The sequence below is a fragment of the Acinetobacter nosocomialis NIPH 2119 genome (assembly GCF_000368085.1).
Classification (GTDB): domain Bacteria; phylum Pseudomonadota; class Gammaproteobacteria; order Pseudomonadales; family Moraxellaceae; genus Acinetobacter; species Acinetobacter nosocomialis.
Map to the genome: position 1 here is coordinate 366,592 of NZ_KB849239.1, position 26,603 is coordinate 393,194.

The window sequence follows — 26,603 nt, forward strand, 5'->3', positions numbered from 1 at the left end:
TCACACTATTAAAACTAATGTGAGCATAAGCGTGTGTTTACAATGTCTTCAAAAATAGGTTTTACATTTAATGAGTTTGATTTGTTATATTGCTCAAAGTCTATTTTTGAACTCTAAAAATGAAAGCTTTAACTTCATCTTTATTTATCGTTTGCACTTTTACCACTTCCTTATGTGTGGGTGCACCTTATTCTGCTTCTAAAATTGAAGAACTTGCAAAAGCAAATCCCACAGAATTTAAAGCCTCATGGTTCGCAGATAAAAATAGTGTTAAATCCCAGACTAAAGAATTACAAACTGGTTATGACTATGCCACTTCTAAGAAAGTGCCATTTGTAATTGATGGTATTTACTATGTTGATGGTCAAGCTCAAAAATATGATTCAGCACAAAATAGTAAAGCTTCACTAATTTTACGCTCTAACTCAACTTTAAAGTTTGAACAAGGTGCTAAATTAATTACCAAGCCAAATAACTATAGTTCTTATACAACACTAGTTGCTAGAAATGTCTCTAATGTGAATATTGTATCGCCAGTACTTATTGGGGATAGGCCAAGTCATAAATATACTGGCAATAATAGTCATGAGTGGGGGTATGGCTTAGCTATATACGATGGATCAGGTAATGTTACTGTTACAAATCCAGTTATAGAAGATATGACAGGTGATGGAATTTACATAGGCCGTGAGTGGGGTAGTGTAAAAGATAGTCCGCCAAAAAATATCCAGATTTCAAATGCTAAGATTAGTAAAGTAAGACGCAATGGTATCACGATAGCTTCTGTAGATGGACTGACTATTAAAGTTCCAACTATTACAGATATATCTGACAAATTTAATACTGTTGCACCGTCAGCAGCGATTGATATCGAGCCAGAAGAATCAGCGAATACTGAAAAATCTTCAATAAAAAATGTGGTAATTGACTCCCTTACAGCGATTAGAGTTAAGTCACCAATTCAAACTAATCTTACTGACAAACGCACGGTAGATGTTAAGTTTACTGGTGTAACAAATCTAATTGATAGCACTTCAAGTGCACAGATTTTTGCTTATGACAATACGATTGATACAAAAAGCATTACGGGTGGAATAACTATTGATAATCTTGTAATCAAAGGTAATGAATTTGCCCCGAACTTATCTTTAAAGCAGGACAATTTTCAGTTCAATATAAAAAATCTTAGTTCTGAAAAAGATATGACTGTTTATTTGATTGGAAATGCCAAAGAAATTAGTAAGTACAATGGTTTCTCAATCCAGAATATTGAGTCAAAAGGTAAAATAAAAGCAAAGTATAATTTTGACTATGCAACTAAGAAGCCTCAAAAACTAGTAAGCCCAAAATATAAAATAAACTATCCTATTGAGATAAGTCAGTAAAGTAGGCCCTAGCAATGCAAGTCATGATCATGGTTTATGAAGCAGGGAAGGTTGAGCACACATGCAACCTTCTTGCTGAGCTTGAAAAGAATAATAAAGTCACAAAACTTTATGACTTCAATAGAAATGAACTAAAAATTAATTTTTTGCGAAATGAAGTCTACTTCAACAAAATTTGGTAGTAGTTTAGTAAGAAGCAAAATGGCCTATAAACCTGTGGATAAAAAGCGCATTACGCCAAAATATAGTTAAATTATTGATTTTATAGATTAGATTGGTGCGCTCGGCGGGGATCGAACCCACGACCCCAGGCTTCGGAAACCTGTACTCTATCCAACTGAGCTACGAGCGCACATGTGTGGGGCACATCATAGGAAAAAAACACCGGTAGGTAAAGCACGAAATACGTACCAAGTGAGTTTAATGCTTAATTAAACAGCAGCTTGTTCTATTTTAGATGCGTTGCTGAATAAGCTGAATTGAATAATTAATAGAATGGAGCGTATGTGCTAGCTCATGAGGAGGAATACGTGATTCCTGCAAACTGGTAATCCATTGCATTTGGCACATTTTAAGTTCTTGAAGTGTTTTTATTTGCTCTATTTTTTGAATAAGTGGCTTTGCCATAAGGCCACAGTATTGGCTTAAGCTTTGCTTCATCAACTGTTGTATTTCTTCAAAAGATAGTTGCTGAACTGGAATGCTTGGTTGGTTATTTTCAATATTTGAAGGCGCAGACGTTGATTGAGGAACCTGAATTTCTCCAACTAAATCATTACTTTTATTCTCGTCAACATTTTTTTGATGTATTTCTTTAGTTGTTATAGATGACTCTTGGGGAGATATTTGTTCAGGTAACTCTGAATAATTTTCACTAGAAGGGGCAATTAGTTTTAAGTCAATGAGCTGTTGTATCAGTTCTGGTGGGGCGATCCGCTTTTTAAACTCGGTATCGAGACTTTGAAAATCTTCATGGTCTATTAATAGAAGTAAACGTCTTTGTTTTGCATTTAACGTAATATTACGTTGTTGAAGCGCAACTCTTCCCAAATTGGTTCGATAAAAACCAGACATTGTATTTCCCCAATATAAAAATGAAGCAGTCTGTTTGATTTTTCTCAATCAAACAGTACTCTTCTTAATAAAATATAAATGGGATTAAAGATAAAACTCAAAAATGACAATTTGATGAAGAATTTATGAATATCATCTATTTAAGGAAATTAAAATGCGCTTTCTAATGCCTTGCGTAAATAGACATCGAGCTCGTCCTGACGTAGAAGCCATTGAATATAATCTTTAGGCAGTTCAGCAATTGCCGTACCTTTATGCTTACCAAAATTAATCGTATGCGGAATACGGGCTTCTTCAGAAACTTGGTAAAGCTCTTCAATATCTTGAATATTTAAATGATAGATAATATGCATCAAAATATTGGCAGTTAAAATAATGTCAGCGTCGGCACGGTGAGCACCTTTCAGCATTTCTCGAGCTTTACCGCTACCTTGGGAAATCATATAAATGAGTGCAGAAATATTATGAGCTTCGGCATCTGGCCAAGCTTTACGTGCTAAAGCTAAAGTACAAATCGGTTTAATATGAGATACATCGACGCCACAGCGAGCAATTGCGGCAATATCATAATCAATATTATGGCCAATAATATAAGTTGTGCTATCAGGTAATTTAAAGGTTTTATAGTGAGGCTGATTTTCTAGGTCGGACTCTAAGATATGGTGAACAGCCATTGCAGCATAAGAGATCGGAGCTCCCACCTGATAAAGCTGATCAAACAATTTGCTTTTATCTAAAGTGAGCTTACCTGCATTAAGTTCAATAGGGGCGTATGCAATTTCAATAGGCAAACCATTTAGTGTATGAGTTTCTGTATCTAAAATAATGGCTTGCATCTTTTGAACCTTTAAACAATTACAAGTAACCATCAATCTTAACAGTTGGCTATCTACTTTAAAACATAGAGTAAGGCTAGATGAGCTATCAAATGCAATTTATGTTGAAAAGTAGAAAATCTCGCTGTTCATTTTGATTAAATATCACTTGCGAAAAATGAAGATTAGGCGTAATTGTTTGTAAGACATTTAAAATGTTCATTAAAAACTAAAGCACAACAAAAATTGAATTTAAGGAAGATATACGAATGAAAATGAAATTGTTCATGACCAGTGTTCTTAGCACAAGTTTACTATTGACGGGATGTGGAGATGGAAGTAGCGATGACAGTCCAGCAACTACTGATCCATCAGGTACTCCAGCCAATAATATTCAAAATCCAGTGGTTAAGGTCGATGCTTATACAAGTACTAACTTAGGAGCGGTTGCTGCTGAAAGTAGTATTTTAACTTATAAAATGTTAGGTCAAAGTGGACAAGAGGTGCAGGCAACAAGTCTAGTATTTACACCAACTACTCCACCACCAGCAGGCGGTTGGCCAATTGTGGTTTGGGCACATGGTACGACAGGGGTTGCAGATGCATGTGCACCGAGTAAATCGGCATTAACAGACAGTACTAAAGATTTAATTAGTAAACTTCTTGCAGCGGGTTATGTGGTGGTTGCACCAGATTATGAGGGATTAGGTACACCAGGTATACATCCATTTTTAAATATTAAAAGTGAAGCTTATTCAATTACCGATGCAGTAGTAGCAACACGCAATTATTTATTACAACGGAATTTATTAACTTCGAAAAAGTGGGTTACTGTAGGACATTCGCAAGGTGGGCATGCTGCATTGGGCGCTGCACAATATGCGAGCCGTGCGCAGCTAGACTATAAAGGTACAGTAGCGGTAGCACCAGCTTCAAATCTAGGATTTATTTTAATTGCAGGTGAACAGGCTGTTGCTAATGCAACTGTGGATAAAAAGATTCCAATGTATGCGCAGCTTGATACATATACTGCTTTAGTGACAGCCGGCATTCGAAATACACAGCCAAGCTTTGATTATTCCCAAGTATTTACTTCACAAACAGCAAGTACTGCACAGCAGGCGGAAACAGTTTGTGCAGGGCCATTGGGGCAAGCCTTTGGTGCAGGTATGACTAAGTATGCTACAGAGCATAATGGAACACTGGATGGATATACGCGTACACAACCTAATTTTATGGCAGTACCTTTAGTTAAAACATTCTTAGATAAAGATTCTCAACCTTTACAGGCAAAAGTCACTACACCGATTATTATTTATCAGGGGCTAGCAGATACAACAGTTCCGAAAGTAGCTACTGATATTTTGATATCTAATGCCACTGTCGTCGGTACAAAGATTAATAGCTATGTAACGGGTAATTGGGACCATGAGGCGGCAATGAGCAGTAATGTAGATAACATTGTTGGAAATGTACAAAACTTGCTGGCAGCTCAATAAGAGTATTTGATATTTAAGGTTTTTTTATTGCTATGAAAAGCTAAATTTAACTTTGGAAAATTATTAATTAAAAGCTTTTTAAGTGTTTATAAATTATTTTAGATTTGATGGCTCATTTTTTATAAAAATTGAGCCATTTTTATTTAAAACTGAGCTAACTTGATTCTGTTTAATTATAAAGTTCATGCTACAATATGCCGCAATCTTAGCACGGCTTAAAAGCCCTAATTTATAGGACCCCCGCTAATGTTTGCCAATATTTCCATTTCTGAATTTGATCCAGAATTAGCTCAAGCAATTGCTTCTGAAGGTGAGCGTCAAGAAGCACATATCGAGTTAATTGCATCTGAAAACTATTGCTCTCCTGCTGTGATGGAAGCGCAAGGATCAAAACTTACGAACAAATACGCAGAAGGTTATCCTGGCAAACGCTATTATGGCGGTTGCGAATATGTAGATGTTATTGAACAAATGGCGATTGACCGTGCTAAAGAACTTTTTGGTGCTGATTACGCAAACGTTCAACCACATGCTGGTTCACAAGCTAACTCTGCTGTGTATTTAGCACTTCTTAACCCAGGCGACACAGTTTTGGGTATGAGCTTGGCTCACGGTGGTCACTTGACTCACGGTGCAAAAGTTAGCTTCTCTGGTAAAACGTATAACGCTGTTCAGTATGGACTAAATGCTGAAACTGGCGAGATCGATTACGAAGAAGTTGAACGTTTAGCGTTAGAACACAAGCCACGTATGATCGTTGCTGGTTTCTCTGCTTATAGCCGTGTTGTAGATTGGCAACGTTTCCGTGACATCGCGGACAAAGTTGGCGCTTACCTTTTTGTTGATATGGCTCACGTTGCTGGTCTTGTTGCTGCTGGTGTATATCCAAACCCAGTTCAAATTGCTGACGTAACGACAACGACAACTCACAAAACACTTCGTGGTCCACGTTCTGGTTTAATCCTTGCGAAAGCGAATGAAGAAATCGAGAAAAAACTTCAATCAGCTGTATTCCCTGGTAACCAAGGTGGTCCATTAATGCATGCGATTGCTGCTAAAGCAATCTGCTTCAAAGAAGCAATGTCTGATGACTTTAAAACTTACCAACAACAAGTTGTGAAAAATGCTCAAGCGATGGCTGAAGTATTCATCGCACGTGGTTATGATGTTGTTTCTGGTGGTACAGACAACCACTTATTCTTGTTATCTTTAATCAAACAAGACGTAACTGGTAAAGATGCAGATGCTTGGTTAGGTGCTGCTCACATTACTGTGAACAAAAACTCAGTACCAAATGACCCACGTTCTCCATTTGTGACTTCTGGTATCCGTATCGGTACTCCGGCAGTAACAACTCGTGGTTTTGGTGAAGCTGAAGTTCGTGAACTTGCTGGTTGGATCGCTGATGTGATTGACAGCAAAGGTGACGAAAAAGTTATTGCTGATGTAAAAGCAAAAGTTGAAGCTGTTTGTGCAAAATTCCCTGTATATGCAAAATAATTTGTGTATATAAAAAAAGCGCCGTAAGGCGCTTTTTTTATTAACTACTCCAACCGCCCCCTAAAGCACGGATTAAATTGATGCTTGCAATGATTTGGCTACCTTTCAGCTGAGCTGCTAATTGTTCTTGTTGCAAAATAGTACGGTCAGAATCAATGACATCAAGATAGCTAATCGCACCTTCTCGATAACGTAAATGAGAAAGTTGATTGGCATGACGAGAAGAGGAGAGTGCTTGGTTTTGAGCTTGAATTTGCTGATCGAGAATTCTTTGATCAGATAAACCATTTTCAACTTCGCGAAATGCGTTTAGTACAGTTTGCCGATAATTCGCAACGCTTTCTTCATAAGCTGCTCGTGCTTGAGCAACGCCTGCTTTACGTTGTCCACCATCAAATAAAGGTAACGACAAAATAGTACCAGCGATAGGTCCTAGTAAAAAAGTCCGACTCGACCATTTACCCAACTCGCTTAAATTTGAAGATTCATAACCTAAAGCTCCTGTAAGACTGAGTTTTGGGAAAAATGCTGCACGAGCAATTCCAATACGTGCATTATCTGCTGCCATTGCACGCTCTGCAGCCGCAATGTCGGGTCTTCTTTCAAGTAAAGTTGATGGCAAACCAGTAGGGAGACGGATACTATTTGCAGTTAAAGGTTGAACTGGCAAGTTAAAGTCCGCTGGTGGTTTTCCTAATAAGACTGCAAGCGCATGTTCTGCACTGGCTCTGTTACGAGCAATATTTAGGGCAGTGGTTTGTGCGGTAGCAAGTTCGGTTTGTGCACGAGAAACATCTAATTCACTGACCAGTCCGTTTTTAAAACGAAGCTGCATTAAATCTCGTGTTTCACCTAGTAATTTGATTGTTCGGTTATAAATTGCTTGCTCGGTATCAAGTTGACGTATCAGAAAATAGCCTTGAGCAACATCTGCTTGTAGAGCTAAAAGTGCCGACTGATATAAAGCCTCTTGTTGCTGTAGATCTGCTGTTGCTGCATTGACACTACTTGCTACACGACCAAATAAATCGAGCTCATATGAAACATTGGCTTGAGCGCGCCATAAGGTGTGAGCCGAAGTATGTGCATTGTCATCTAAACCGAGTGAAGCCGGAGACGGCTTTTGGCGGGTTGGCCCAAATCCGGCATCAATACTTGGTAAGCGCTCAGCTTGAGCTGCCGAACGTAGTGCACGTGAAGCCTGAATATTGGCTGCCACCGCTTTAAGGTTCTGATTGCCTGCGATAGCTTGCTGTTCAAGTTCATTCAGTTGAGCATCATTGTAAATGCGCCACCATTCACCACGAGTTTGTTGATCGGCAGGTTGGGCAATCTTCCAGTTATTATCTTCAATTTTTGGATCAGATTCTTTGAATTTGACTGGCACTATAACTTTTGCAGGTTGATATTCTGGGGCTAATGAGCAGCCTGCAAGGAGCAGGCTTCCCATGAGTGAGGACAACAACCAGTTTTGTTTTGATGTAATCACCAAATGCCCTCCTTAATGATCGTGTGGGCTAGCTAACGGCGCTTCATGAACTGCCGCAGAATGTAGTTTATGTTTGCTGTTGAGGGTACGAATCAGAACGTAAAAGGCCGGGGTGAGGAATAAACCAAAGAATGTTACACCGATCATGCCGAAGAATACGGCAACACCCATCGCATGTCGCATTTCAGAACCTGCGCCAGTTGAAGTCACCAGTGGTACGACACCCATAATAAATGCAATAGAGGTCATTAAAATTGGGCGTAAACGTAGACGACTTGCTTCAACGGCTGCTTTAAAGGCAGTCGCGCCTTGCATTTCAAGTTCCCGCGCAAATTCGACAATCAAAATGGCATTTTTACAGGCTAGCCCGACCAGTACCATTAGACCGATTTGGGTAAAGATGTTGTTATCTCCAGCAGTCAGCCAGACACCTGTCAGAGCCGCTAAGATTCCCATCGGTACAATTAAGATAACTGCTAATGGTAGGGTTAAGCTTTCATACTGAGCAGCTAAAACCAAGAACACGAGTAATACGCTAATTGGGAATACCCAAAGTCCTGCATTACCGGCCAAGATTTTTTGATAAGTTAAATCTGTCCATTCAAACTTGATACCACGCGGCAGAGTTTGTGCAGCAATACGTTCAACCGCAGCTTCAGCTTGGCTAGATGAATAGCCCGGTGCAGGTCCGCCGTTAATATCTGCTGATGTGTAACCGTTATAACGAACGACCATTTCAGGACCATAGGTTTGAGTGACATTTACCAATGAAGATAATGGCACCATTTGGCCGGCACTATTACGGGTTTTAAGTTGCAAAATATCTTCAGGGTTAGCACGGAAAGGCGCATCAGCTTGTGCACGAACCTGATAAACACGTCCAAAGCGGTTAAAGTCGTTAACGTACTGAGAACCCAAATAAATCTGCATAGTGTTGAAAACATCTGTCACAGCAACGCCTTGCTGTTTAGCTTTTACACGGTCCAGATCTACGTTGAGTTGAGGTACGTTAATTTGATAACTTGAGAACATTGGGTCAAGTTCGGGGGCTGATTGTGCTGCTTTCATAAAGTTTTGTGCAGCATCATTCAAGGCTGAATAGCCTAAGGCACCTCGGTCTTCAAGTTGCAGTTTAAAGCCACCCATAGTACCTAAGCCCATCACTGGTGGTGGTGGGAAAACCGCGATATAGGCATCTTGAATAGCTGAATATTTCTGGTTGAGTGCACCTGCAATAGCATTTGCAGATAAGTCTTTAGCCTTACGTTCATCAAATGGTTTTAAGGTCACAAAGACAATACCGGCACTCGAGCTATTAGTGAAACCGTTAATTGATAGGCCGGGAAAGGCAACCGCACTTTCCACGCCAGGTTGTTTAAGTGCAGTATCACTCATTTTACGAATGACTGCTTCGGTACGATCTAATGATGCGCCGTTTGGTAGCTGCGCAAAGCTAATCAAATATTGTTTGTCCTGCGCAGGAACGAAACCACCTGGAACAATATAGGAAATACCAACGGTTAAACCTAGAAGTGCTGCATAGACACCCATTGCCGAAGCTTTATGGGAAATAACACGGCTGACACCTTGACTATAACGGTCTGAAGCACGTGAAAACACACGGTTAAACAGTGCAAAGAAACGTCCAAATACACGATTCATAATACGTGTTAAGGCATCAGGTTTAGCATCATGTCCTTTAAGTAACATTGCTGCCAGAGCTGGAGAGAGGGTAAGTGAGTTAAATGCCGAAATGACTGTTGAAATGGCAATGGTCATGGCAAATTGTTTATAGAATTGTCCAGTTAAGCCTGTCATAAAGGCAAGTGGAACGAACACGGCTACAAGTGTTAATGCAATCGCAATAATCGGTCCGCTCACTTCTCGCATGGCACGGTAAGTCGCTTCCCTTGGATTTAAGCCAGCTTCAATATTCCTCTCGACGTTTTCGACGACCACAATTGCGTCATCGACCACAATACCAATAGCAAGTACCATCCCGAACAGTGAAAGTGCATTGATGGAGTAACCAAAAGCGAGCATGAGCGCGAATGTACCAATAATTGAAACCGGTACAGCAAGCAATGGAATAATTGAGGCACGCCATGTTTGTAAGAATAAAATAACGACAACAACAACCAGTGCAATTGCTTCAAGCAAGGTATGAACGACCGCTTTAATACTGGCCCGTACGAATTGAGTCGGGTCATAAACAATGTCGTATTTAATTGAAGATGGGAAATCTTTTGAAAGTTCCTTCATCGTGCTACGTACTTGATCCGAAACTTGTAAAGCATTCGCACCCGGAGCTTGGAAAATTGGAATCGCGACTGCTTGTTTATTATCAAGTAATGAACGTAGGCCGTATTGTGAAGCTGCAAGTTCAACACGAGCAACATCACCCAATCGGGTAACTGCGCCATCTGGTGCAGTTTTTAAAATAATATCTGCAAATTCTTGCTCAGTGGTTAAACGACCTTGAGCATTGACTGAAAGTTGTAAAGGTGAATTACTTGGCGAAGCACCAATTGTACCTGCTGCAACCTGAATGTTTTGTTCACGAATGGCATTCACAATTTCAGTTGCTGTGAGATTTCGCTGTGCTACTTTTTGTGGGTCGAGCCACACGCGCATCGCGTAGTCACCAGAACCAAATAATCCGACTTCACCAACCCCTTGTAAACGCGCTAAACGGTCTTTCACGTTGAGTACCGCATAGTTACGTAAGTAGGTCATGTCATAGCGATTATCTGGGGAGGTCAGATGCACTACCATGGTTAAAGTAGGTGAGCTTTTTAAAGTCGTGACACCTAAGCGCTGTACATCTTCAGGTAAACGGGGCATGGCCTGAGACACACGGTTTTGAACCAGTTGTTGTGCTTTGTCTGGGTCGATACCGAGCTTAAAGTTCACCGTAATGGTTAAATTGCCGTCGCTGTTTGCTTGAGATTGCATATACAGCATGTCTTCGACACCGTTGATTGATTCTTCGAGCGGAGAAGCAACTGTTTCAGCGATCACTTTTGGGTTTGCACCCGGATATTGAGCACGTACCACCACAGATGGTGGAACAACCTCGGGATATTCAGAAATCGGTAACTGAAATACCGAAAGGAGACCGGCGAGTAAAATCAAGACTGATAACACACCAGCAAAGATCGGCCGATCAATAAAAAATTTAGAAATATTCATATGTGATTAACCTTTTGCCGGAGTTGATGTTTTATCTGTTGGCTGAGGTTGAGAAGAAGTAGCGTTAGCAGTGATTTGTGCATTTGGCATAGGCACGAGATGCGGTGTAATAGGGTCACCCGGACGAATCCGCTGTAAACCATTCACTACAATACGGTCACCCGCTTGTAATCCGCTATTTACGATTTGCAAGCCATCTTGTTGTGTGCCGAGTTTTACTTCGCGGTAAGCAGTTTGATTTTTCGCATCAACGACTACAACAAAGCGTTTATCTTGGTCGACACCAACCGCGGTTGGACTAATCAAAATCGCTGGGCGAGGTTGGCCTCCCCCTAAACGGATTCGTGCATATAGACCCGGTAATAAAACACCGTTTGGATTGTCAAAAGTTGCGCGAACACGAATCGTACCTGAGGTTGTATTCAGGTTATTGTCGATTGAGTTGATCGTACCTTCGCGAGTAAAGCCTGTTTCATTGGCAAGTCCCATATAGACAGGAACTTGTGCTGAGTTACGCTGATTACTGATGTACTTGAGGTAAGTTTGTTCATCCACATCGAAAGATGCATAAAGACGGGATACAGACACTAAACTTGTTAAGACCTGTGCACCGTTACCTGCAGAGACGACATTGCCCACGGTCACTTCAGCTCGTGAAATCCGGCCGCTGACTGGTGCAGTAATACGGGTATATTCTAGATTTAAGCGGGCAGATTGAACTGCAGCTCTCGCGGCTTGTAGGTTGGCATTGGCTGAGCGTGCATCATTTTCTGCCAAATCTAACTCTTGGCGAGAAACAGCATTACTCTGAATGAGACGTTGAATACGTGAAAGATTGCTTGCGGTATATGTTACCTGTGCTTCAGCTGAAGCAAGCTGGGCTTTTGCACGATTCAGTTCTGCTTCAAAAGGACGTGGGTCAATGGTAAATAGTAAATCGCCTTTTCTAACAAGACTGCCATCTTTGAAATGTACGGCAATAAGTTTTCCTGAAACTTGAGGTCGAATATCAACTTGATCAATTGCTTCTAAACGACCGGAATATTCTTGCCAATCGGTAATGGTTTTGCTTACTACAGGGGCTACATCAACAGTAGCAGCTTGTTGGGCACTGGTCGGTGCAGCTTTTGCATCGGCATTTTCATGTAAAAACATAAAACTGCCCCCTGTAGCCAAAATGGCGACAAAGATGGCAGACAGTGCAAACTGTTTGCGGGAAAATGACATGAGGTGCTCCTAGTTATTTGGATACCTGTTTTCAGACTTTTAGTTATGGTCCGTATGGGAGAAACAGGGTTTATGGAATGGACGGAGCATAAAAGTTTGTCAATCACGAATAAATATATTAAATTCGATAACACTATTCGTATTTTTATAACAATTGATGTATTTGAATAAAGAAATGCATTAATAGGAGTGTGCGTGTGGATCTATTTCATGCCATGAGAGTGTTCAACAAAGTGGTTGAAACAAATAGTTTCAGTTTAGCAGCTGATAGTTTGGGTTTACCGCGTGCTTCTGTGACCACAACTATTCAGGCTTTAGAGAAGCATTTACAAGTTCGTTTGCTGAATCGGACAACACGAAAAATTAGTCTCACACCGGATGGCGCCGTATATTATGATCGGACAGCCCGTATTTTAGCGGATGTTTCCGATATTGAATCTTCCTTTCATGATGCAGAGCGGGGGCCAAGGGGTCAGCTTCGTATTGATGTGCCTGTATCCATTGGCCGTTTAATTTTAATTCCAAGACTACGCGATTTTCATGCACGCTATCCTGATATTGATTTAGTGATTGGTCTAAATGACCGACCTGTAGACTTGGTGGGAGAGGCTGTCGATTGTGCAATTCGGGTCGGTGAATTAAAAGATTCAAGCTTAATTGCGCGTCGTATCGGAACTTTCCAGTGTGCAACTGCTGCTTCACCGATTTATTTAGAAAAATATGGCGAACCTACCTCAATTGAAGATTTGCAAAAAAACCATAAAGCGATTCACTTCTTTTCAAGCCGTACCGGACGCAACTTCGATTGGGACTTTGTCGTTGATGATTTAATTAAAAGTGTGTCAGTACGTGGACGTGTTTCTGTAAATGACGGTGATGCTTATATCGACTTGGCTTTGCAAGGTTTCGGTATAATTCAAGGCCCACGTTATATGCTCACCAACCATTTAGAATCGGGTTTGTTAAAAGAAGTATTGCCTCAGTGGACGCCAGCGCCGATGCCAATTTCAGCAGTTTATCTTCAAAATCGTCATTTATCACTCAAAGTAAAAGTGTTTGTAGATTGGGTCGCTGAACTTTTTGCAGGTTGTCCATTACTTGGCGGTACGGCTTTACCTTTCGACCAGAAATGTGAATTTGCCTGTGATAAAGAAACTGGTCATGAATATACAATTCGTACTTTGGTCGAGCAGCACAATATTGCTGAAGCTTATACACTCAAAACTTAATCTTAAAATTTGATTGATTTTTCAACATTTAAACCGTCAATACAGTTCATTGCTTAGACATCTTCATAAATCCTTAATTTACTGGTATAGAAATTGCAATTATTTCGGCAGAAGAGTAATTTAGAAATTGCTCAAGTTTTTATCACCTTATTAGGATTTTAAGGAGAAGCTTCAAGATGGCAAGCTTTATGAAAAAAATGTTCGTTTCAACAACCTTAGTTTTGGCTGCTGTTGCAACGAATGTTCAAGCAAAGGATTGGAAGGTGATTCGTTTTGGTACTGAGTCGTCTTATGCGCCGTTTGAATATAAAACACCAGATGGCAAGTTAACTGGTTTTGATGTTGATTTGGGTAATGCTATTTGTGCAAAGCTTAAAGCCAAATGTGTTTGGGTGGAAAACTCTTTTGACGGGATGATTCCCGCGCTTAAAGCGAAAAAATTTGATGGCATTCTTTCATCAATGACCGTTACTGATGAACGCGCGAAACAAATTTTATTTAGCAGCAAAATCTATAACACGCCAACGCGTATGGTTGCAAAAAAAGGTTCGCCGCTTTTGCCAACACCTACTTCATTAAAAGGTAAGCGTGTCGGTGTACAGCAGGGCACTATTCAAGAAACATATGCTAAAACCTATTGGGCTCCAAAAGGTGTGAGTGTTGTTCCTTATCCAACTCAAGATTTGATTTACCAAGACATGATGTCTGGTCGTTTGGATGCAACTTTACAAGATGCAATCATGGTTGATGGCGCTTTCTTAAAACAACCGAAAGGTAAAAACTTCTCTTTTGCTGGTGGTAATGTGGTTGATGTGAAAACATTGGGGGTAGGTGCGGCTATCGGCTTACGTAAAGAAGATGCAGACTTGAAAGCGAATATTGACAAGGCACTGGCTGCAATCATTGCGGATGGCACATACAAGAAACTCGAGAAAAAATACTTCTCTTTTAGCATTTACTAATGATGTGAAAAATGTCGGCTAAGTGCCGACATTTTTAAATCTATTCTCATCTCATCAATATTAGATATTGTTTTTAAGGAGAAGATGAGTCATGTCTTTTTCTGGCTATGGGCCACTCCTTCTCAGCGGAACATGGATGACCATACAGCTTGCGCTGTTATCACTCTTGCTTTCTGTCATTATTGGCTTAATTGGTGCGAGTTCAAAACTCTCTAATATTAAAGCTTTACGTTATATTGCGACCGCCTATACCACACTCATCCGTAGTGTACCTGACTTAGTGATTATGCTGCTGTTATTTTATAGCTTGCAGTTGGGTTTAAACCAAATTACTGAAGCACTGCAAATGGACCAGATTGATATCAACCCATTTGTGGCTGGTGTGATTACCTTAGCGTTCATTTATGGTGCATATTTTACCGAGACCTTTCGTGGTGCATTTCAATCGGTTCCGAGGGGACAAATTGAAGCAGCAATGGCCTATGGGATGACGCCGTGGCAGGTTTTTCACCGTGTATTATTCCCTCAAATGATGCGTTTTGCGTTGCCCGGCATTGGTAACAACTGGCAAGTTTTGATTAAGGCGACCGCGCTTGTTTCCATTATTGGCCTGACTGACATTGTAAAAATTACGCAAGATGCGGGTAGAAGTACCATGCAACTGTTCTTTTTCAGCATCGTGGCTGCCGCTATTTATTTGGTCATTACTACCGTGTCGAACCTGATCTTAATGTGGCTTGAACGTCATTATTCTGCTGGTGTGAGGAAGGGGCAATTATGATTGAAATCCTTCAACAATATTGGAAAGCATACCTTTGGACTGATGGCCTACAAATGACCGGTGTCGCGATGACTGCTTGGTTATTGGTGCTTTCTATTGGTATTGGGTTTGTGCTTGCTGTGCCTTTGTCACTTGCACGAGTATCAGAAAATATCTGGTTGCGTGGTCCAGTTTGGTTGTTTACTTATGTTTTTCGTGGCACACCACTGTACATCCAACTGTTAATTATTTACTCGGGTATTTATAGCTTTGATTATGTCCATGAACATCAAACTCTCGATGCATTCTTTCGAGAGGGCATAAATTGCACCATTTTGGCATTCGCGCTCAATACTGGTGCATATACCACTGAAATCTTCGCTGGAGCGATTCGTTCTATTCCACATGGTGAGATTGAAGCTGCTCAAGCTTTTGGTATGTCAAAATGGAAACTCTACACACGTATTATCATTCCGTCGATGTTACGCCGTGCTTTACCGTTTTATGGCAATGAAGTCATTTTAATGTTGCATGCCACAACCATTGCATTTACAGCAACAGTTCCTGACATTTTAAAAATTGCGCGTGATGTGAATGCAGCAACCTATGACACTTTCAGTGCTTTTGGCATTGCTGCGGTGTTATATGCAGTGCTGGCTTTTATTTTGATTTGGATATTTCGTAAGTTGGAAAAACGTTGGTTGGCATTTTTAAAGCCATCGAATCATTAGGAGACATAAATGGAACAGGTTGCAAAACTAGTGATTCGTGATTTACACAAAACATTTGGCGATCATGAAGTACTTAAAGGAATATCACTTGATGCAAATGCCGGTGATGTAATTAGTATTATTGGTTCATCTGGTTCAGGTAAAAGTACCTTGCTGCGTTGTATCAACTTTTTAGAACAACCGAGTAATGGCACGATTAAGCTCAATGGTGAAAAACTACGCACAGTCTTTGATAAAAAAGGCAATTTAAAAGTAGTTGACCCAAAGCAGCTACAAAAAATGCGTACCCAGCTCATGATGGTGTTTCAACACTTTAATTTATGGTCACACATGACAGTGCTAGAAAATGTCATTGAAGGGCCAATCCATGTACTTGGAGTAAAACGTGCTGAAGCAGAAGAGTGTGCACGCAAGTATCTACGTAAAGTTGGATTGCCTGAAAGTGTTGAGAGTAAATATCCAGCATTTTTATCTGGTGGTCAGCAGCAACGTGTAGCAATTGCTCGTGCTTTAGCTATGGAACCGGAAGTGATGTTATTTGATGAGCCAACCAGCGCACTTGATCCAGAGTTGGTAGGTGAAGTACTAAAAGTAATGCAAGGCTTGGCTGAAGAAGGTCGTACTATGATTGTAGTCACACATGAAATGGGCTTTGCACGTCATGTGTCTAATCAGGTGATTTTCTTGCATCAAGGGAAAATTGAGGAACAGGGACATCCTGATGAAGTACTTAACAACCCGAAAAGTGAGCGTTTAAAGCAATTTTTGACGGGCAGTTTAAAATAAGCTGTTGATACCGAGTATGGTGAAACTTTTTTAACATTCTCATCATACTCGGTTGCTTTTTAATTATATTTTATAGATGAGTATTTTTAGAAAATACATTAATAATCACAATACCCGCGATCATTAAAGCTAAACCAATGCAGGCAGCTAAGTCTAAATGCTGTTTGTAAAATATCCAGCCAATTGCAGAAATTAAAATAATACCTGCGCCTGACCAAATGGCATAGGCAATCCCGATCGGAATTGTTTTGAGAGTAAGAGATAATAAATAAAAAGCAACTGCATAACCCACAACCGTAATAATAGACGGAATGGGAACAGTAAAGCCTTGAGATGCTTTTAATGCTGAAGTTGCAATAACTTCACAAGCAATCGCAATTGCTAAATAAAGATAAGACATGGGAAGCTGCGCCAGAAAGGGTTTTAATCAATCTATATGAAATGTTGAAATGATTTGACCAGTTTTAACGATTGTTCAATTTTTTGGTACAAAAGTACCAGTAAACCAAACTGAACTGATAAATTGATTTTATCACTAGCAAAGTGGTCTCAGCTATTTATTCGTTTATTCAATCATTGATCTGCATGGTCATTTAAGAGGATCAGTGATTTTAACTTGATCCTCTAAATGGTTTTAAGAAGAGAATGAGCCGATTAAATTCAGACCTTTAAATTTCTCTAATAATTGCTCTCTATTTTCAATATGTGCAGGGTCTGGTTCTATACAATCGATTGGGCAAACCGCTTTACATGTTGGCGCATCGTAAAAGCCTACACACTCGGTACAACGAGATGAATCAATTTCATAAACTTTGCTTCCTTCAAAAATAGCTGTATTGGGGCATTCGGGTAAACACATATCACAATTGATGCAGTCATTCGTAATCAAAAGGGCCATGTTTAACTCACTGAATAAGCCAATGTAGAGGCAGTAATACTTTCTTTCGCATGCGGCAAATTGCGTATGAGTAGGGCATAACTAACATCAACATCTTGTGAAAGTGGAATCTCAACAAAATGTCCCGAACCTTTAGCATCTGTAATTGGATTGCCCTTTAAATCGCGCATTTCGGTTAAGGTAAAGCTGATATTGCCTTGAGGCGTCATGAGTTCAAGTGAGTCGCCAAACACAAAACGGTTTTTCACCTCAATGCGAATATAATCGCCGTGACGTTCTAAAACTTCACCACAAAATTGTTGATAGTCAAAGTGTGATGATCCGTCAGTATAGTTTTGATATTCGCTATGTACATGCCGTCTTAAAAAGCCTTCAGTGTAACCGCGGTTTGCCAAACCTTCGAGTTGGGTCATTAAACTTGGGTCAAAAGGTTTACCTGCTAATGCATCATCAATGGCTTTTCGATAAATTTGAGCAGTGCGAGCACAATAAAAATAGGATTTAGTACGGCCTTCAATTTTCAGTGAGGCAATGCCCATTTTTGTTAAACGATCTACATGTTGTACCGCACGTAAATCTTTAGAGTTCATAAAATAGGTGCCGTGTTCATCTTCTTCGGCAGCAAACATTTCTTCATTATTACGTTGTACGAGTAAAGTTTGGACAGAGGTTGTTTCTGATTGTGCTGATGAGCAGCAAGACTTTTCTGACTCATTGAGCTGAGTAACTGGAATTATATCGCCGTTTGCATCTTCTTGGGCTTCATGCAGTTTATAGTCCCAACGGCAAGCATTGGTACAAGCACCTTGGTTGGCATCACGCTTGTTCATATATCCAGAAAGTAAACAGCGGCCTGAGTAGGCCATGCATAGAGCGCCATGTACAAAAACCTCGAGTTCAATATCTGGCACATGTTGCTGGATTTCTTCTATTTCTTCTAAAGATAATTCACGCGATAAAATCACACGACTTAGGCCGTAGTCTTTCCAAAATTTAACAGTGGCCCAGTTAATAGCGTTGGCTTGAACCGATAGATGAATTTGCATTTCTGGAAAATGCTCACGTACCATCATAATTAAGCCGGGATCAGACATAATCAAAGCATCTGGCTGCATAGCCACAATTGGCTCAAGATCGCGTATAAAGTTTTTTAATTTGCTGTTATGTGGCTGAATATTTACCACAACATAAAACTTCTTACCCAAAGCGTGGGCTTCATCAATTCCGATTTTTAAGTTGTCATGATCAAAAGTATTATTACGTACACGTAAGCTGTAACGAGGTTGGCCTGCGTATACTGCATCTGCACTATAAGCAAATGCATAGCGCATGTTTTTAAGAGAACCTGCGGGAGAGAGAAGTTCGGTTTTCATAAAATAAAAGGCATAAAAAATATATGGTTTTATTTTATTAACTCCGCATTTTTGATTCAACCTACTGAATTAGTAGGAATTTGAGTTATATCATTTTGCGCGGGTAGCATATTTTTTGCTAACTCTCCTAAGCGCATCAAAGCATTTAACATTTTCGGATTTAATTCGAAACAGGCTGCTATACGTAAACAATGACTAAAACGTTTATCAGCCGAACATAAAATTCCTGGCATACATAAGATCTTTTCATCCATTGCTTGATGAAACAGTTCTAATGTATCAATAGATTCGGGTAGCTCTAACCATAAAATAAATCCAGCTTGTGGACGACTAACTCGAGTACCGAGTGGAAAATAGCGACAAATATAAGAGTTGATGGTATCGATTTGTTGTTGATAGCGTTTTTTGAGCTGACGTAAATGCAGATCGTAACCACCATTTTCTAAAAAAAGTCCTAAAGTTTCGGTGAGTAAAGTTGGTTCGGCAACGGTTGTTGTTAATTTAATTTGCTGCACAATATTACGAAAGCGTCCAGCTTCTAGCCAACCAATTCGATAGTCAGGTGCCACAGTTTTGGTATAGCTACCACAGACCAAGACCCATCCATTTTGGTCAAATGCCTTAATGTTGGGTAGGAGAGGCTCGGTGAGTTGTAGTTCAGCATACATTGCATCTTCAATAACCGGAATTTGGAACTGATTGGCGAGCTCTGCTAAACGCCGGCGATTGCTTTCAGGCATGCTAAAACCAAGAGGATTATGTCCTGTCGGAATAGTTAATATGGCTTGTACACTTTTAGATTTTAAGAGTTCTTCAAGTGCATCTAGACACATCCCTGTATGCGGCGAAGTCGGCACTTCTACGATTTTTCGCCCTAAATTATGAAGAAGCGGGTACAGGTTATGAAAAGTAGGTATTTCAAGTGCTATGCTGTCACCCGCTTGAGTAGTTGCCATAATCGCAAGACTTAAAGCCTCCATAGTGCCATGAGTCAGCACAACGTCATCTGCGGACAGAAACATGCCAAGCTGTAAGCTTCGCCTAGCAATTTGAGTGCGTAACCGTAACGAACCAGGTGGCAAAGTATAGTTTTTAAAAATGTCTGACTGTGTCCGTAAAACTTGAGTAGTTAAACGTTTTAATCTTTCTATTGGATAGAAGTTTTCTCCAGTAGGGCAAGCTAGAGCTAAATTGGCATAGTCAGGCTCCATCTGTTTTTTAACAATTTGTGCGAGAAAACAGCTAATTCCTGAAAGAGATACTTTTTCTTCACTGACATAACGCTCTTCGAGTTCTAATAAGTTTGAAGGCGCATGACAAACATAGTAGCCAGACTGTGGGCGAACTGAAATTAAACCTTGGTCTTCAAGCTGACGATAAGCTTCTTTTACGGTGTTAATACTGACCTGATAATGTTGCGCACAGTCACGAATTGAAGGCAGCCTAGAACCTACAGGCTGCCTACCATTCTGGATTTGAAGGGTGAGGTCATCACTCACTTTTTTATATTTGTACATGTCAATTTATTAAAAAGTAAAAGTAATGGATACACTTTATAGTGATCTGGTATTTATCTCAAATATTGTTATTCGCTTAGATTGATCCTTTTAAGCAGGATTTATTTTAAAAACTGTGTCTATTATTTTTCATATTAACTGATACTGTGACCATCAAAAATAAATTAGTAAGATCAAAAAATGGTGAGCATTTAAAGCCATATTTTTTTAATTATAAAATCAGTAGGAGTGGTCTATGTCTGTTGTTGCATTTAAACAAGTTGATGTTTTTACTTCACAAGCATTTAAAGGAAACCCTGTTGCGGTCATTATGGATGCCAGTACTTTAACGTCTGAGCAGATGCAAGCCATTGCGAACTGGACCAATCTTTCTGAAACCACATTTGTATTTCCAGCCACTGATTCACAAGCTGACTATCAGGTTCGAATTTTTACTCCACAAAGTGAGTTGCCATTTGCAGGACATCCCACAATTGGTACCGCCTATGCTTTGCTTGAAGCGGGTATAGTGACTGCTAAAGAAGGTAAGTTAGTACAGCAATGCGGTGCAGGTTTGGTGACTTTGACTGTAAGTGATTCAAAGCATATTTCATTTGAACTCCCTAAGCCTAAAATTACTCCACTCGATGCAATGCATACTGAAAAATTGGCAGAAATTTTAAAATGTAAAATTAATACACAATGGAATGCAGCATTGATAGATGTAGGTGCGCGTTGGGTTGTATTACAAGCTGTAAATGCTAAGGCTGTTTTAGATAGCCAACCCGACTTTGCTGCTCTAAAAGAACATGATTTAGAAATGAAAGTTACGGGTGCGACAGTTTTCGGTTTTTATGAAAATGATGATGTAGAAAAGCATATAGAGGTCCGTTCATTTGCACCTTCATGTGGTGTAAACGAAGATCCAGTTTGTGGTAGTGGTAATGGGAGTGTAGCGTCTTTTATTCGTTACTATGGTATTTTGCCAGCACAAAATGACCTTGTGCTTTCTTCACAAGGTCGTGCTTTAGGGCGCAATGGACAACTTAAGCTTGAATTGCATCAAGATAAAATTTTAGTGGGTGGAACAGCTGTTACCTGTATTGATGGCAGCATCACCTTATAAAAAGAGCTATAAAAAACCGAGGACTTTACCTCGGTTTTTTATTTAAAAAATCTTATTTTTCTACGAACGCACGTTCAATCACGTAGTCGCCCATTTCACCCATACGAGGTGATTCAACTAAACCATGTTGGTCAAGTAACGCAGCAACGTCTTTTAAGAATGCAGGGCTACCGCAAAGCATTGCACGGTCAGTTTCACGGTTGAAACGTGGTAAACCGATTTTTTCAAATAAAGCGCCTGTTTCAATTGCAGTTGTTACACGGCCTTGTGTGTGGAAAGGTTCACGAGTAACAGTAGGGTAATAAACAAGTTTGTCTTTAATACCTAACTCTTCAAAGAATTCATGGTTTGGTAATTCGTTCAAGATCAGGTCTTGATAAGCTAATTCAGAAATATAGCGTGTACCATGAACAACAATTACTTTTTCAAAGCGTTCGTAAGTTTCTGGGTCACGAATAATTGACAAGAATGGAGCAAGACCAGTACCAGAAGATAAAAGATACAAGTTTTTACCTGGTAAAAGATCATCATGAACTAAAGTACCTGTTGGTTTTTTAGAAACTAAAATTTCGTCACCAACTTGTACTTTTTGCAAAATTGAAGTTAAAGGACCATCTGGTACTTTAATCGAGAAGAACTCTAACTCTTCTTCGTAGTTTGCACTTGCAATCGAATATGCACGCATTAACGGTTTGCCATTCACTTCAAGTCCGATCATCACGAACTGACCATTTTTAAAACGTAAGCTAGTGTCGCGTGTAGTTTTAAAACTGAAAAGAGTGTCATTCCAGTGGTGCACATGAGTAATGCGTTCAACGTTAAAAGCAGCCATTAAAGGTCTCGATCACGATTAAAAGAAAACAGATTGCTATTCTAATCTAATTTCATTCCCGATAAACTGAATATATTTAATTGTGTTTATAAGAAAAAGTGATGATGAATTCTGTCACCCTCCCAATAGTCGGGCACATGTGCTCACCTTTTCGAGAAAAATTTGGTATTCCACGTCAGCCTAATTTGGTTAATATCGAATCTTATATCGAGATGGTAGAACCTTATAACGACTTGTTGGCTTTTGAGGGAATTGAGCAATTTAGTCATCTTTGGCTCATTTGGCAGTTTCATGACAATAAAAATCAGGAGACTGCAACTAAGTTTCGGCCTCAGGTTCGTCCGCCACGTTTAGGGGGCAATGAAAAAATTGGTGTGTTTGCAACACGCAGTATGTATCGTCCAGCGCCTGTGGGTTTATCTGTAGTACGTTTAAAAAAGATTGAAAAAGTCGGTAAGTCATTAAGAGTGTACGTTACAGGCAGTGATTTATTAAATGGCACGCCAATTTTAGATATTAAACCTTATATTCAATATTCAGATGCCATTGTTGATGCTCAAAGTGGTTATGCGCAGGCTGAACCCGAACGAAAGTCGGTCATATGGTCGGAAACTGCACTCACTACCCAGCAATATCTTTTAAAGAATAAAAAAATTAATACGCAATATCTTGATGAATTAGAACAAGTATTGACGTTAGATCCTAGACCTGCCTATCAAGAAGACCCTGAACGAGTCTATAAAATGAAATTTTCGAATTTTGATATTCATTTTAAAGTGAATGGCAATGTCATTACAGTTGTTGATATAGCGAAAGATAAATCGCTTATCTAATAAAGCCGTTTTAGAACCAATGTATGTTCATCCAGAGCAAGCCAATAAATATTGTCATATGCAAAATTTGGGCAGGAATAAAAGCAAGGGCATAACGCATTCCACCAGAAATAGCCGAGTTAATGCTCTTGGCAATTGCATGAACAGCAAAGCCGCTCATGAAAGCAATGAGTAGTGAGGTATGAGCGTTATTTGGCTCACCTTGTACAATCACTGCTGCAATAGCTGCATGTATTTCAAACAAAGATGCGAGTAAGGTCCCTGCGATTAAGCCTGCATTACCTAAATATAGGCTTAGACCATAAACGCCTGCCTGAATGAGGGTAAGTGTCCCTGCAATAATAATTGCTTCTTTTAAGCTAAACATTCTGGAATCTAGCTCGGGTGAAGTCGCACTTGGCTCTGCCTTGCGTAATAAAATGAAGGCCCATACTGCTAAAAAAGCCAATGCAATGAGTGTTGGAAATATAATGAATTTGAACCATGCCAAACTTATACCGACGACAATAATTAAGGTTTGTACCAATGTGGAAACACATGACATTAATGCTGCACCTGCATTTGTCTTGGCATTTGCACGACCAGAGCGTACTTCCAAGCCCAGACTCGCGATAGTGGCGGTACTTGAAACAAAACCTGATGCTAAAGAAGAGAGTAATAAAGCATTTTTAGAAGACAAAAGCCGCTTTGCAATATGTGCGAGGGCTTGCACAAATAAAATCAACGTCAGTAATTTTAAAATGACATGTGGGTTTAGAACGGGGCCCCAAAAAGGTTTATTGGGAACTAAGGGTAAGGCAATTAAAAGTAATGCCAGTAAAAAAATCCCGTCGCGCAATTCTGATTCGGTAATCCATTGACTGGCTATGCCATGCATAGATTGTTTTGCCAATAAGATAATCGTTATGATGACGGCAAGTCCTGCAGCCAGCGAAATATTCCAAATACAAAGCGCCCCGATGAAGTAAGTCATAATAAAGGCAAGTTCTGTGGTGACACCAGGATCATTAGGCTGATTTTTAAGAGAGACAATACTGATCGCTCCTATAAGTAGAGCACCTACAATTCCAATTTCAGTACCGAATAAAAAGCATATTGCTCCGAGTAGGGAGCTAATTGCAAAAGATCGAAAACCCGCGAAAGTTTTATATTCGTGTTTTAACTTACTTCTTTCGCGCTCCAGACCAATTAATAACCCGCAGCCTAATGCAGCAGCAATGATAGTGATAAATTCTTCAAATGATGCAGTTTGTAATGACATTGTCATTGGAAGATTCATAATACTTCCTCTTGGGTTTATTGTTATATGTAGATGTCAGTTATTTTTAAATCATATATTCATCTCCAGTTTATGCTTTTTATTGTATTGAGCCTAGTCTCTTTTTTAATCAAACTATCATAATAAATATCTTTATAAATATGATCTATGACACAAAAAAAATCTAAGTTGAGAATTGGTTTAATTAATTGAAGTTAAAAGATATTTAAAAGCTAAATTTGAAGATTTCTAGACCAGCTAAAACTAAAACATCTCTGCTATATTATAAAAATATATTGGGGATAACACATGAATGCACATGTAGAAATAGACGCACATTGGTGCCTAGAACAATTATTACAAGAAGGCCGCATTACTGAACGGGACAAATTACTGGTACAAACGACAAATAGACAAAAAGATCAATTGAAATGGCATCCATTACAGTGGATTGCACATTTTAATTTAAAAGACCAACAGCACGTACAAGCACATTTAAGTCTAAACCGCCTGTGCCAATGGTTTGCCGATCGAGCGCAATTACCATTATTTGTGATTGATCCTTTAAAAGCAGATGTAAGCGCTTTAACTCAAGTCATGTCACAAGAGTTTGCAATTCGAAACCATATTTTAGCTGTAGAAGTCCATGCAGACCGAATTGTGATTGGTACAGACCAGCCTTTTAAAACAGATTGGTTAAACAATTTGGAAAGAAGCCTGGCACCGAAGAAAATTGAACGGGTATTGCTTAATCCCGAACAGTTGCAACGTTATTTACGAGAATATTATCAGGTTAGCCGTGCGGTAAATTCAGCTCAGAAAGATGCTGCGCATGACCGTGATAACAAGGGAGTAGAAGCACTTTTACAGCTTGGTGATAGCCAAAACCCTGATGCCAATGATCAACACATTGTGAAATTGGTCGACTGGATTTTACAGTTTGCATTTGAACAAAGCGCCAGTGATATTCACATGGAACCACGCAAAGACAATGGTAAAGTTCGGTTTCGTATTGATGGCGTTTTACATACCATTTATAACATGCCCTCAAATACACTGACTGCCGTGATTTCCCGAATTAAAATTTTAGGGCGATTAAATGTAGCGGAAAAACGTAAACCGCAAGATGGTCGGTTAAAAACACGCACACCGAAAGGGCAAGAAACCGAACTCCGTTTATCTACCTTACCAACAGCGTTTGGTGAAAAACTGGTTATGCGTATTTTTGACCCAGATGTATTGGTACGTTCTTTTCAGCAATTGGGTTTTGATCAGTCTTTATTACAACAGTGGCAACGCATAACACAAAATAGTCACGGCATTATTTTGGTTACTGGTCCAACAGGTTCTGGTAAAACCACAACGCTATATTCTTCTTTAAAGCAGCTTGCAACCGAGCAGGTTAATGTCTGTACCATTGAAGACCCGATAGAAATGCTAGAGCCTAGTTTTAACCAAATGCAGGTCAATAATGCAATTGAGTTAGGCTTTGCAGATGGAGTACGTGCGCTTATGCGTCAAGATCCAGACATTATTATGATTGGGGAAATTCGTGACCAAGACACTGCGAATATGGCCATTCAGGCGGCACTCACAGGGCATTTGGTACTGTCAACTTTACATACCAATGATGCGCCGTCTAGTTTGACTCGTTTACATGATTTGGGTGTGCAACCTTTTTTAACAGCAGCGACTATTTTAGGGGTATTGGCTCAGCGTTTAGTGCGACGACTTTGCCCACACTGTAAACAAGAAACTCATATAAATGAGGAAGAATGGCAGCACCTAACATTTGACTATATTATGGAAATGCCCGAAAAAGTTTATCAAGCAGTAGGGTGTGAACAATGCCGACATACGGGCTATAAAGGTCGAGTTGGTATTTATGAGTTTATGCCAGTTAGTCTTGAGCTTAAGCATCTTATTAGCAGCCATGCGACATTAAATGAACTACGAAGCCAAACCAAAAAAGAAAGTGTAGAGCCTTTGAGAATTGCGGGAGCACATAAAGTCATTGAAGGGCTTACCACTTTAGAAGAGGTATTAAGAGTTGTTCCATTAAACTAAACTTTTCTTAAGATTCACCTCATTTATGCTTGTTTTACTGATGTCATTCCAAGATGTAATCAAATAGGTGA

Annotated in this window: 22 protein-coding genes, 1 tRNA gene and 1 pseudogene; 11 read left to right on the top strand and 13 right to left on the bottom strand. The window is 39.7% G+C overall.

Annotation, left to right across the window (positions count from 1 at the left end; translation table 11 throughout):
* Positions 1 to 119 precede the first annotated feature (119 nt).
* The gene (locus F984_RS05835; protein WP_004707792.1) at positions 120 to 1,385 is read left to right on the top strand and encodes a hypothetical protein; all 1,266 of its coding nucleotides are present in this window, start codon (positions 120 to 122) and stop codon (positions 1,383 to 1,385) included.
* Between the two features lie 275 nt (positions 1,386 to 1,660).
* Here F984_RS05835 and F984_RS05840 read toward each other — a convergent pair.
* The 3 genes from F984_RS05840 to F984_RS05850 all read right to left on the bottom strand — a co-directional run bounded on the left by F984_RS05840 (position 1,661) and on the right by F984_RS05850 (position 3,295).
* Positions 1,661 to 1,737, bottom strand: a tRNA-Arg gene (locus F984_RS05840).
* Positions 1,738 to 1,838: 101 nt separating this feature from the next.
* Positions 1,839 to 2,459 carry a hypothetical protein gene (locus F984_RS05845; protein ID WP_004707796.1) on the bottom strand — a complete coding sequence of 207 codons (621 nt, stop codon included), beginning with the start codon at positions 2,457 to 2,459 and terminating at the stop codon, positions 1,839 to 1,841.
* A gap of 149 nt (positions 2,460 to 2,608) precedes the next feature.
* Positions 2,609 to 3,295 carry a 3'-5' exonuclease gene (locus F984_RS05850; protein WP_004707798.1) on the bottom strand — a complete coding sequence of 229 codons (687 nt, stop codon included), beginning with the start codon at positions 3,293 to 3,295 and terminating at the stop codon, positions 2,609 to 2,611.
* 248 nt (positions 3,296 to 3,543) lie between these two features.
* Here F984_RS05850 and F984_RS05855 point away from each other — a divergent pair, with 248 nt between their 5' ends.
* Positions 3,544 to 4,773: an alpha/beta hydrolase gene (locus F984_RS05855; RefSeq protein ID WP_004707800.1), complete on the top strand. Its 1,230-nt coding sequence runs from the start codon at positions 3,544 to 3,546 to the stop codon at positions 4,771 to 4,773.
* 108 nt (positions 4,774 to 4,881) lie between these two features.
* On the opposite strand, the pseudogene F984_RS22995 reads toward F984_RS05855, so the two are convergent.
* Positions 4,882 to 4,959, bottom strand: a pseudogene (locus F984_RS22995) (hypothetical protein); the annotation flags it as partial.
* A gap of 60 nt (positions 4,960 to 5,019) precedes the next feature.
* Between F984_RS22995 and glyA the strand changes: the two are divergent.
* Positions 5,020 to 6,273 carry a serine hydroxymethyltransferase gene (glyA, locus tag F984_RS05860; RefSeq protein WP_002049224.1) on the top strand — a complete coding sequence of 418 codons (1,254 nt, stop codon included), beginning with the start codon at positions 5,020 to 5,022 and terminating at the stop codon, positions 6,271 to 6,273.
* Positions 6,274 to 6,313: 40 nt separating this feature from the next.
* Here glyA and adeH read toward each other — a convergent pair whose 3' ends face one another.
* Genes adeH through adeF form a run of 3 tightly spaced genes read right to left on the bottom strand, consistent with a single transcriptional unit; the run spans position 6,314 to position 12,181 of the window.
* Entirely contained in the window at positions 6,314 to 7,762 is a 1,449-nt protein-coding gene (gene adeH, locus F984_RS05865; RefSeq protein WP_004707803.1) for a multidrug efflux RND transporter outer membrane subunit AdeH, read from the bottom strand.
* A gap of 12 nt (positions 7,763 to 7,774) precedes the next feature.
* Entirely contained in the window at positions 7,775 to 10,954 is a 3,180-nt protein-coding gene (gene adeG, locus F984_RS05870; RefSeq protein ID WP_004707804.1) for a multidrug efflux RND transporter permease subunit AdeG, read from the bottom strand.
* Positions 10,955 to 10,960: 6 nt separating this feature from the next.
* The gene (gene adeF, locus F984_RS05875; protein WP_004707806.1) at positions 10,961 to 12,181 is read right to left on the bottom strand and encodes a multidrug efflux RND transporter periplasmic adaptor subunit AdeF; all 1,221 of its coding nucleotides are present in this window, start codon (positions 12,179 to 12,181) and stop codon (positions 10,961 to 10,963) included.
* Positions 12,182 to 12,378: 197 nt separating this feature from the next.
* Between adeF and adeL the strand changes: the two genes are divergently transcribed.
* From adeL to F984_RS05900, 5 genes are all read left to right on the top strand, one after another.
* The gene (gene adeL, locus F984_RS05880; protein ID WP_002049092.1) at positions 12,379 to 13,410 is read left to right on the top strand and encodes a multidrug efflux transcriptional repressor AdeL; all 1,032 of its coding nucleotides are present in this window, start codon (positions 12,379 to 12,381) and stop codon (positions 13,408 to 13,410) included.
* A 176-nt stretch (positions 13,411 to 13,586) separates the two neighbouring features.
* Positions 13,587 to 14,372: an ABC transporter substrate-binding protein gene (locus F984_RS05885; RefSeq protein WP_002049251.1), complete on the top strand. Its 786-nt coding sequence runs from the start codon at positions 13,587 to 13,589 to the stop codon at positions 14,370 to 14,372.
* Between the two features lie 91 nt (positions 14,373 to 14,463).
* A complete protein-coding gene (locus tag F984_RS05890; RefSeq protein WP_000010370.1) occupies positions 14,464 to 15,153 on the top strand; it encodes an ABC transporter permease in 690 nt (229 codons plus the stop codon).
* The gene (locus F984_RS05895) at positions 15,150 to 15,863 is read left to right on the top strand and encodes an ABC transporter permease (RefSeq protein WP_000569982.1); all 714 of its coding nucleotides are present in this window, start codon (positions 15,150 to 15,152) and stop codon (positions 15,861 to 15,863) included. Before F984_RS05890 ends, F984_RS05895 begins: the two co-directional genes overlap by 4 nt.
* A gap of 9 nt (positions 15,864 to 15,872) precedes the next feature.
* Positions 15,873 to 16,649, top strand: coding sequence for an ABC transporter ATP-binding protein (locus tag F984_RS05900; protein WP_000438610.1), 777 nt, complete (start codon positions 15,873 to 15,875; stop codon positions 16,647 to 16,649).
* 70 nt (positions 16,650 to 16,719) lie between these two features.
* On the opposite strand, the gene abeS is transcribed toward F984_RS05900, so the two are convergent.
* The 4 genes from abeS to F984_RS05920 form a co-directional block, all read right to left on the bottom strand.
* A complete protein-coding gene (gene abeS / locus F984_RS05905; protein WP_000121131.1) occupies positions 16,720 to 17,049 on the bottom strand; it encodes a multidrug efflux SMR transporter AbeS in 330 nt (109 codons plus the stop codon).
* A gap of 234 nt (positions 17,050 to 17,283) precedes the next feature.
* Positions 17,284 to 17,547 carry a YfhL family 4Fe-4S dicluster ferredoxin gene (locus F984_RS05910; RefSeq protein ID WP_004707811.1) on the bottom strand — a complete coding sequence of 88 codons (264 nt, stop codon included), beginning with the start codon at positions 17,545 to 17,547 and terminating at the stop codon, positions 17,284 to 17,286.
* A 2-nt stretch (positions 17,548 to 17,549) separates the two neighbouring features.
* Entirely contained in the window at positions 17,550 to 18,920 is a 1,371-nt protein-coding gene (trhP, locus tag F984_RS05915; protein WP_004707812.1) for a prephenate-dependent tRNA uridine(34) hydroxylase TrhP, read from the bottom strand.
* A 56-nt stretch (positions 18,921 to 18,976) separates the two neighbouring features.
* On the bottom strand, positions 18,977 to 20,443 hold the full coding sequence (locus tag F984_RS05920) for an aminotransferase-like domain-containing protein (RefSeq protein ID WP_080631530.1): 1,467 nt from the start codon (positions 20,441 to 20,443) through the stop codon (positions 18,977 to 18,979).
* A 229-nt stretch (positions 20,444 to 20,672) separates the two neighbouring features.
* Between F984_RS05920 and F984_RS05925 the strand changes: the two genes are divergently transcribed.
* The gene (locus F984_RS05925) at positions 20,673 to 21,542 is read left to right on the top strand and encodes a PhzF family phenazine biosynthesis protein (protein ID WP_004707816.1); all 870 of its coding nucleotides are present in this window, start codon (positions 20,673 to 20,675) and stop codon (positions 21,540 to 21,542) included.
* Between the two features lie 52 nt (positions 21,543 to 21,594).
* Here F984_RS05925 and F984_RS05930 read toward each other — a convergent pair whose 3' ends face one another.
* Positions 21,595 to 22,374 (bottom strand): ferredoxin--NADP reductase, encoded by a 780-nt coding sequence (locus F984_RS05930; RefSeq protein WP_002049093.1) that lies wholly within the window; start codon positions 22,372 to 22,374, stop codon positions 21,595 to 21,597.
* Positions 22,375 to 22,478: 104 nt separating this feature from the next.
* Between F984_RS05930 and tsaA the strand changes: the two genes are divergently transcribed.
* Entirely contained in the window at positions 22,479 to 23,207 is a 729-nt protein-coding gene (gene tsaA, locus F984_RS05935; protein WP_004707819.1) for a tRNA (N6-threonylcarbamoyladenosine(37)-N6)-methyltransferase TrmO, read from the top strand.
* Positions 23,208 to 23,217: 10 nt separating this feature from the next.
* Here the strand turns inward: tsaA and F984_RS05940 are convergent, their stop codons facing one another.
* Positions 23,218 to 24,486 carry an MgtC/SapB family protein gene (locus F984_RS05940; protein WP_004707821.1) on the bottom strand — a complete coding sequence of 423 codons (1,269 nt, stop codon included), beginning with the start codon at positions 24,484 to 24,486 and terminating at the stop codon, positions 23,218 to 23,220.
* A 288-nt stretch (positions 24,487 to 24,774) separates the two neighbouring features.
* Here F984_RS05940 and F984_RS05945 point away from each other — a divergent pair, with 288 nt between their 5' ends.
* A complete protein-coding gene (locus F984_RS05945) occupies positions 24,775 to 26,532 on the top strand; it encodes a type IV pilus assembly ATPase TfpB (protein WP_004707823.1) in 1,758 nt (585 codons plus the stop codon).
* Positions 26,533 to 26,603 lie beyond the last annotated feature (71 nt).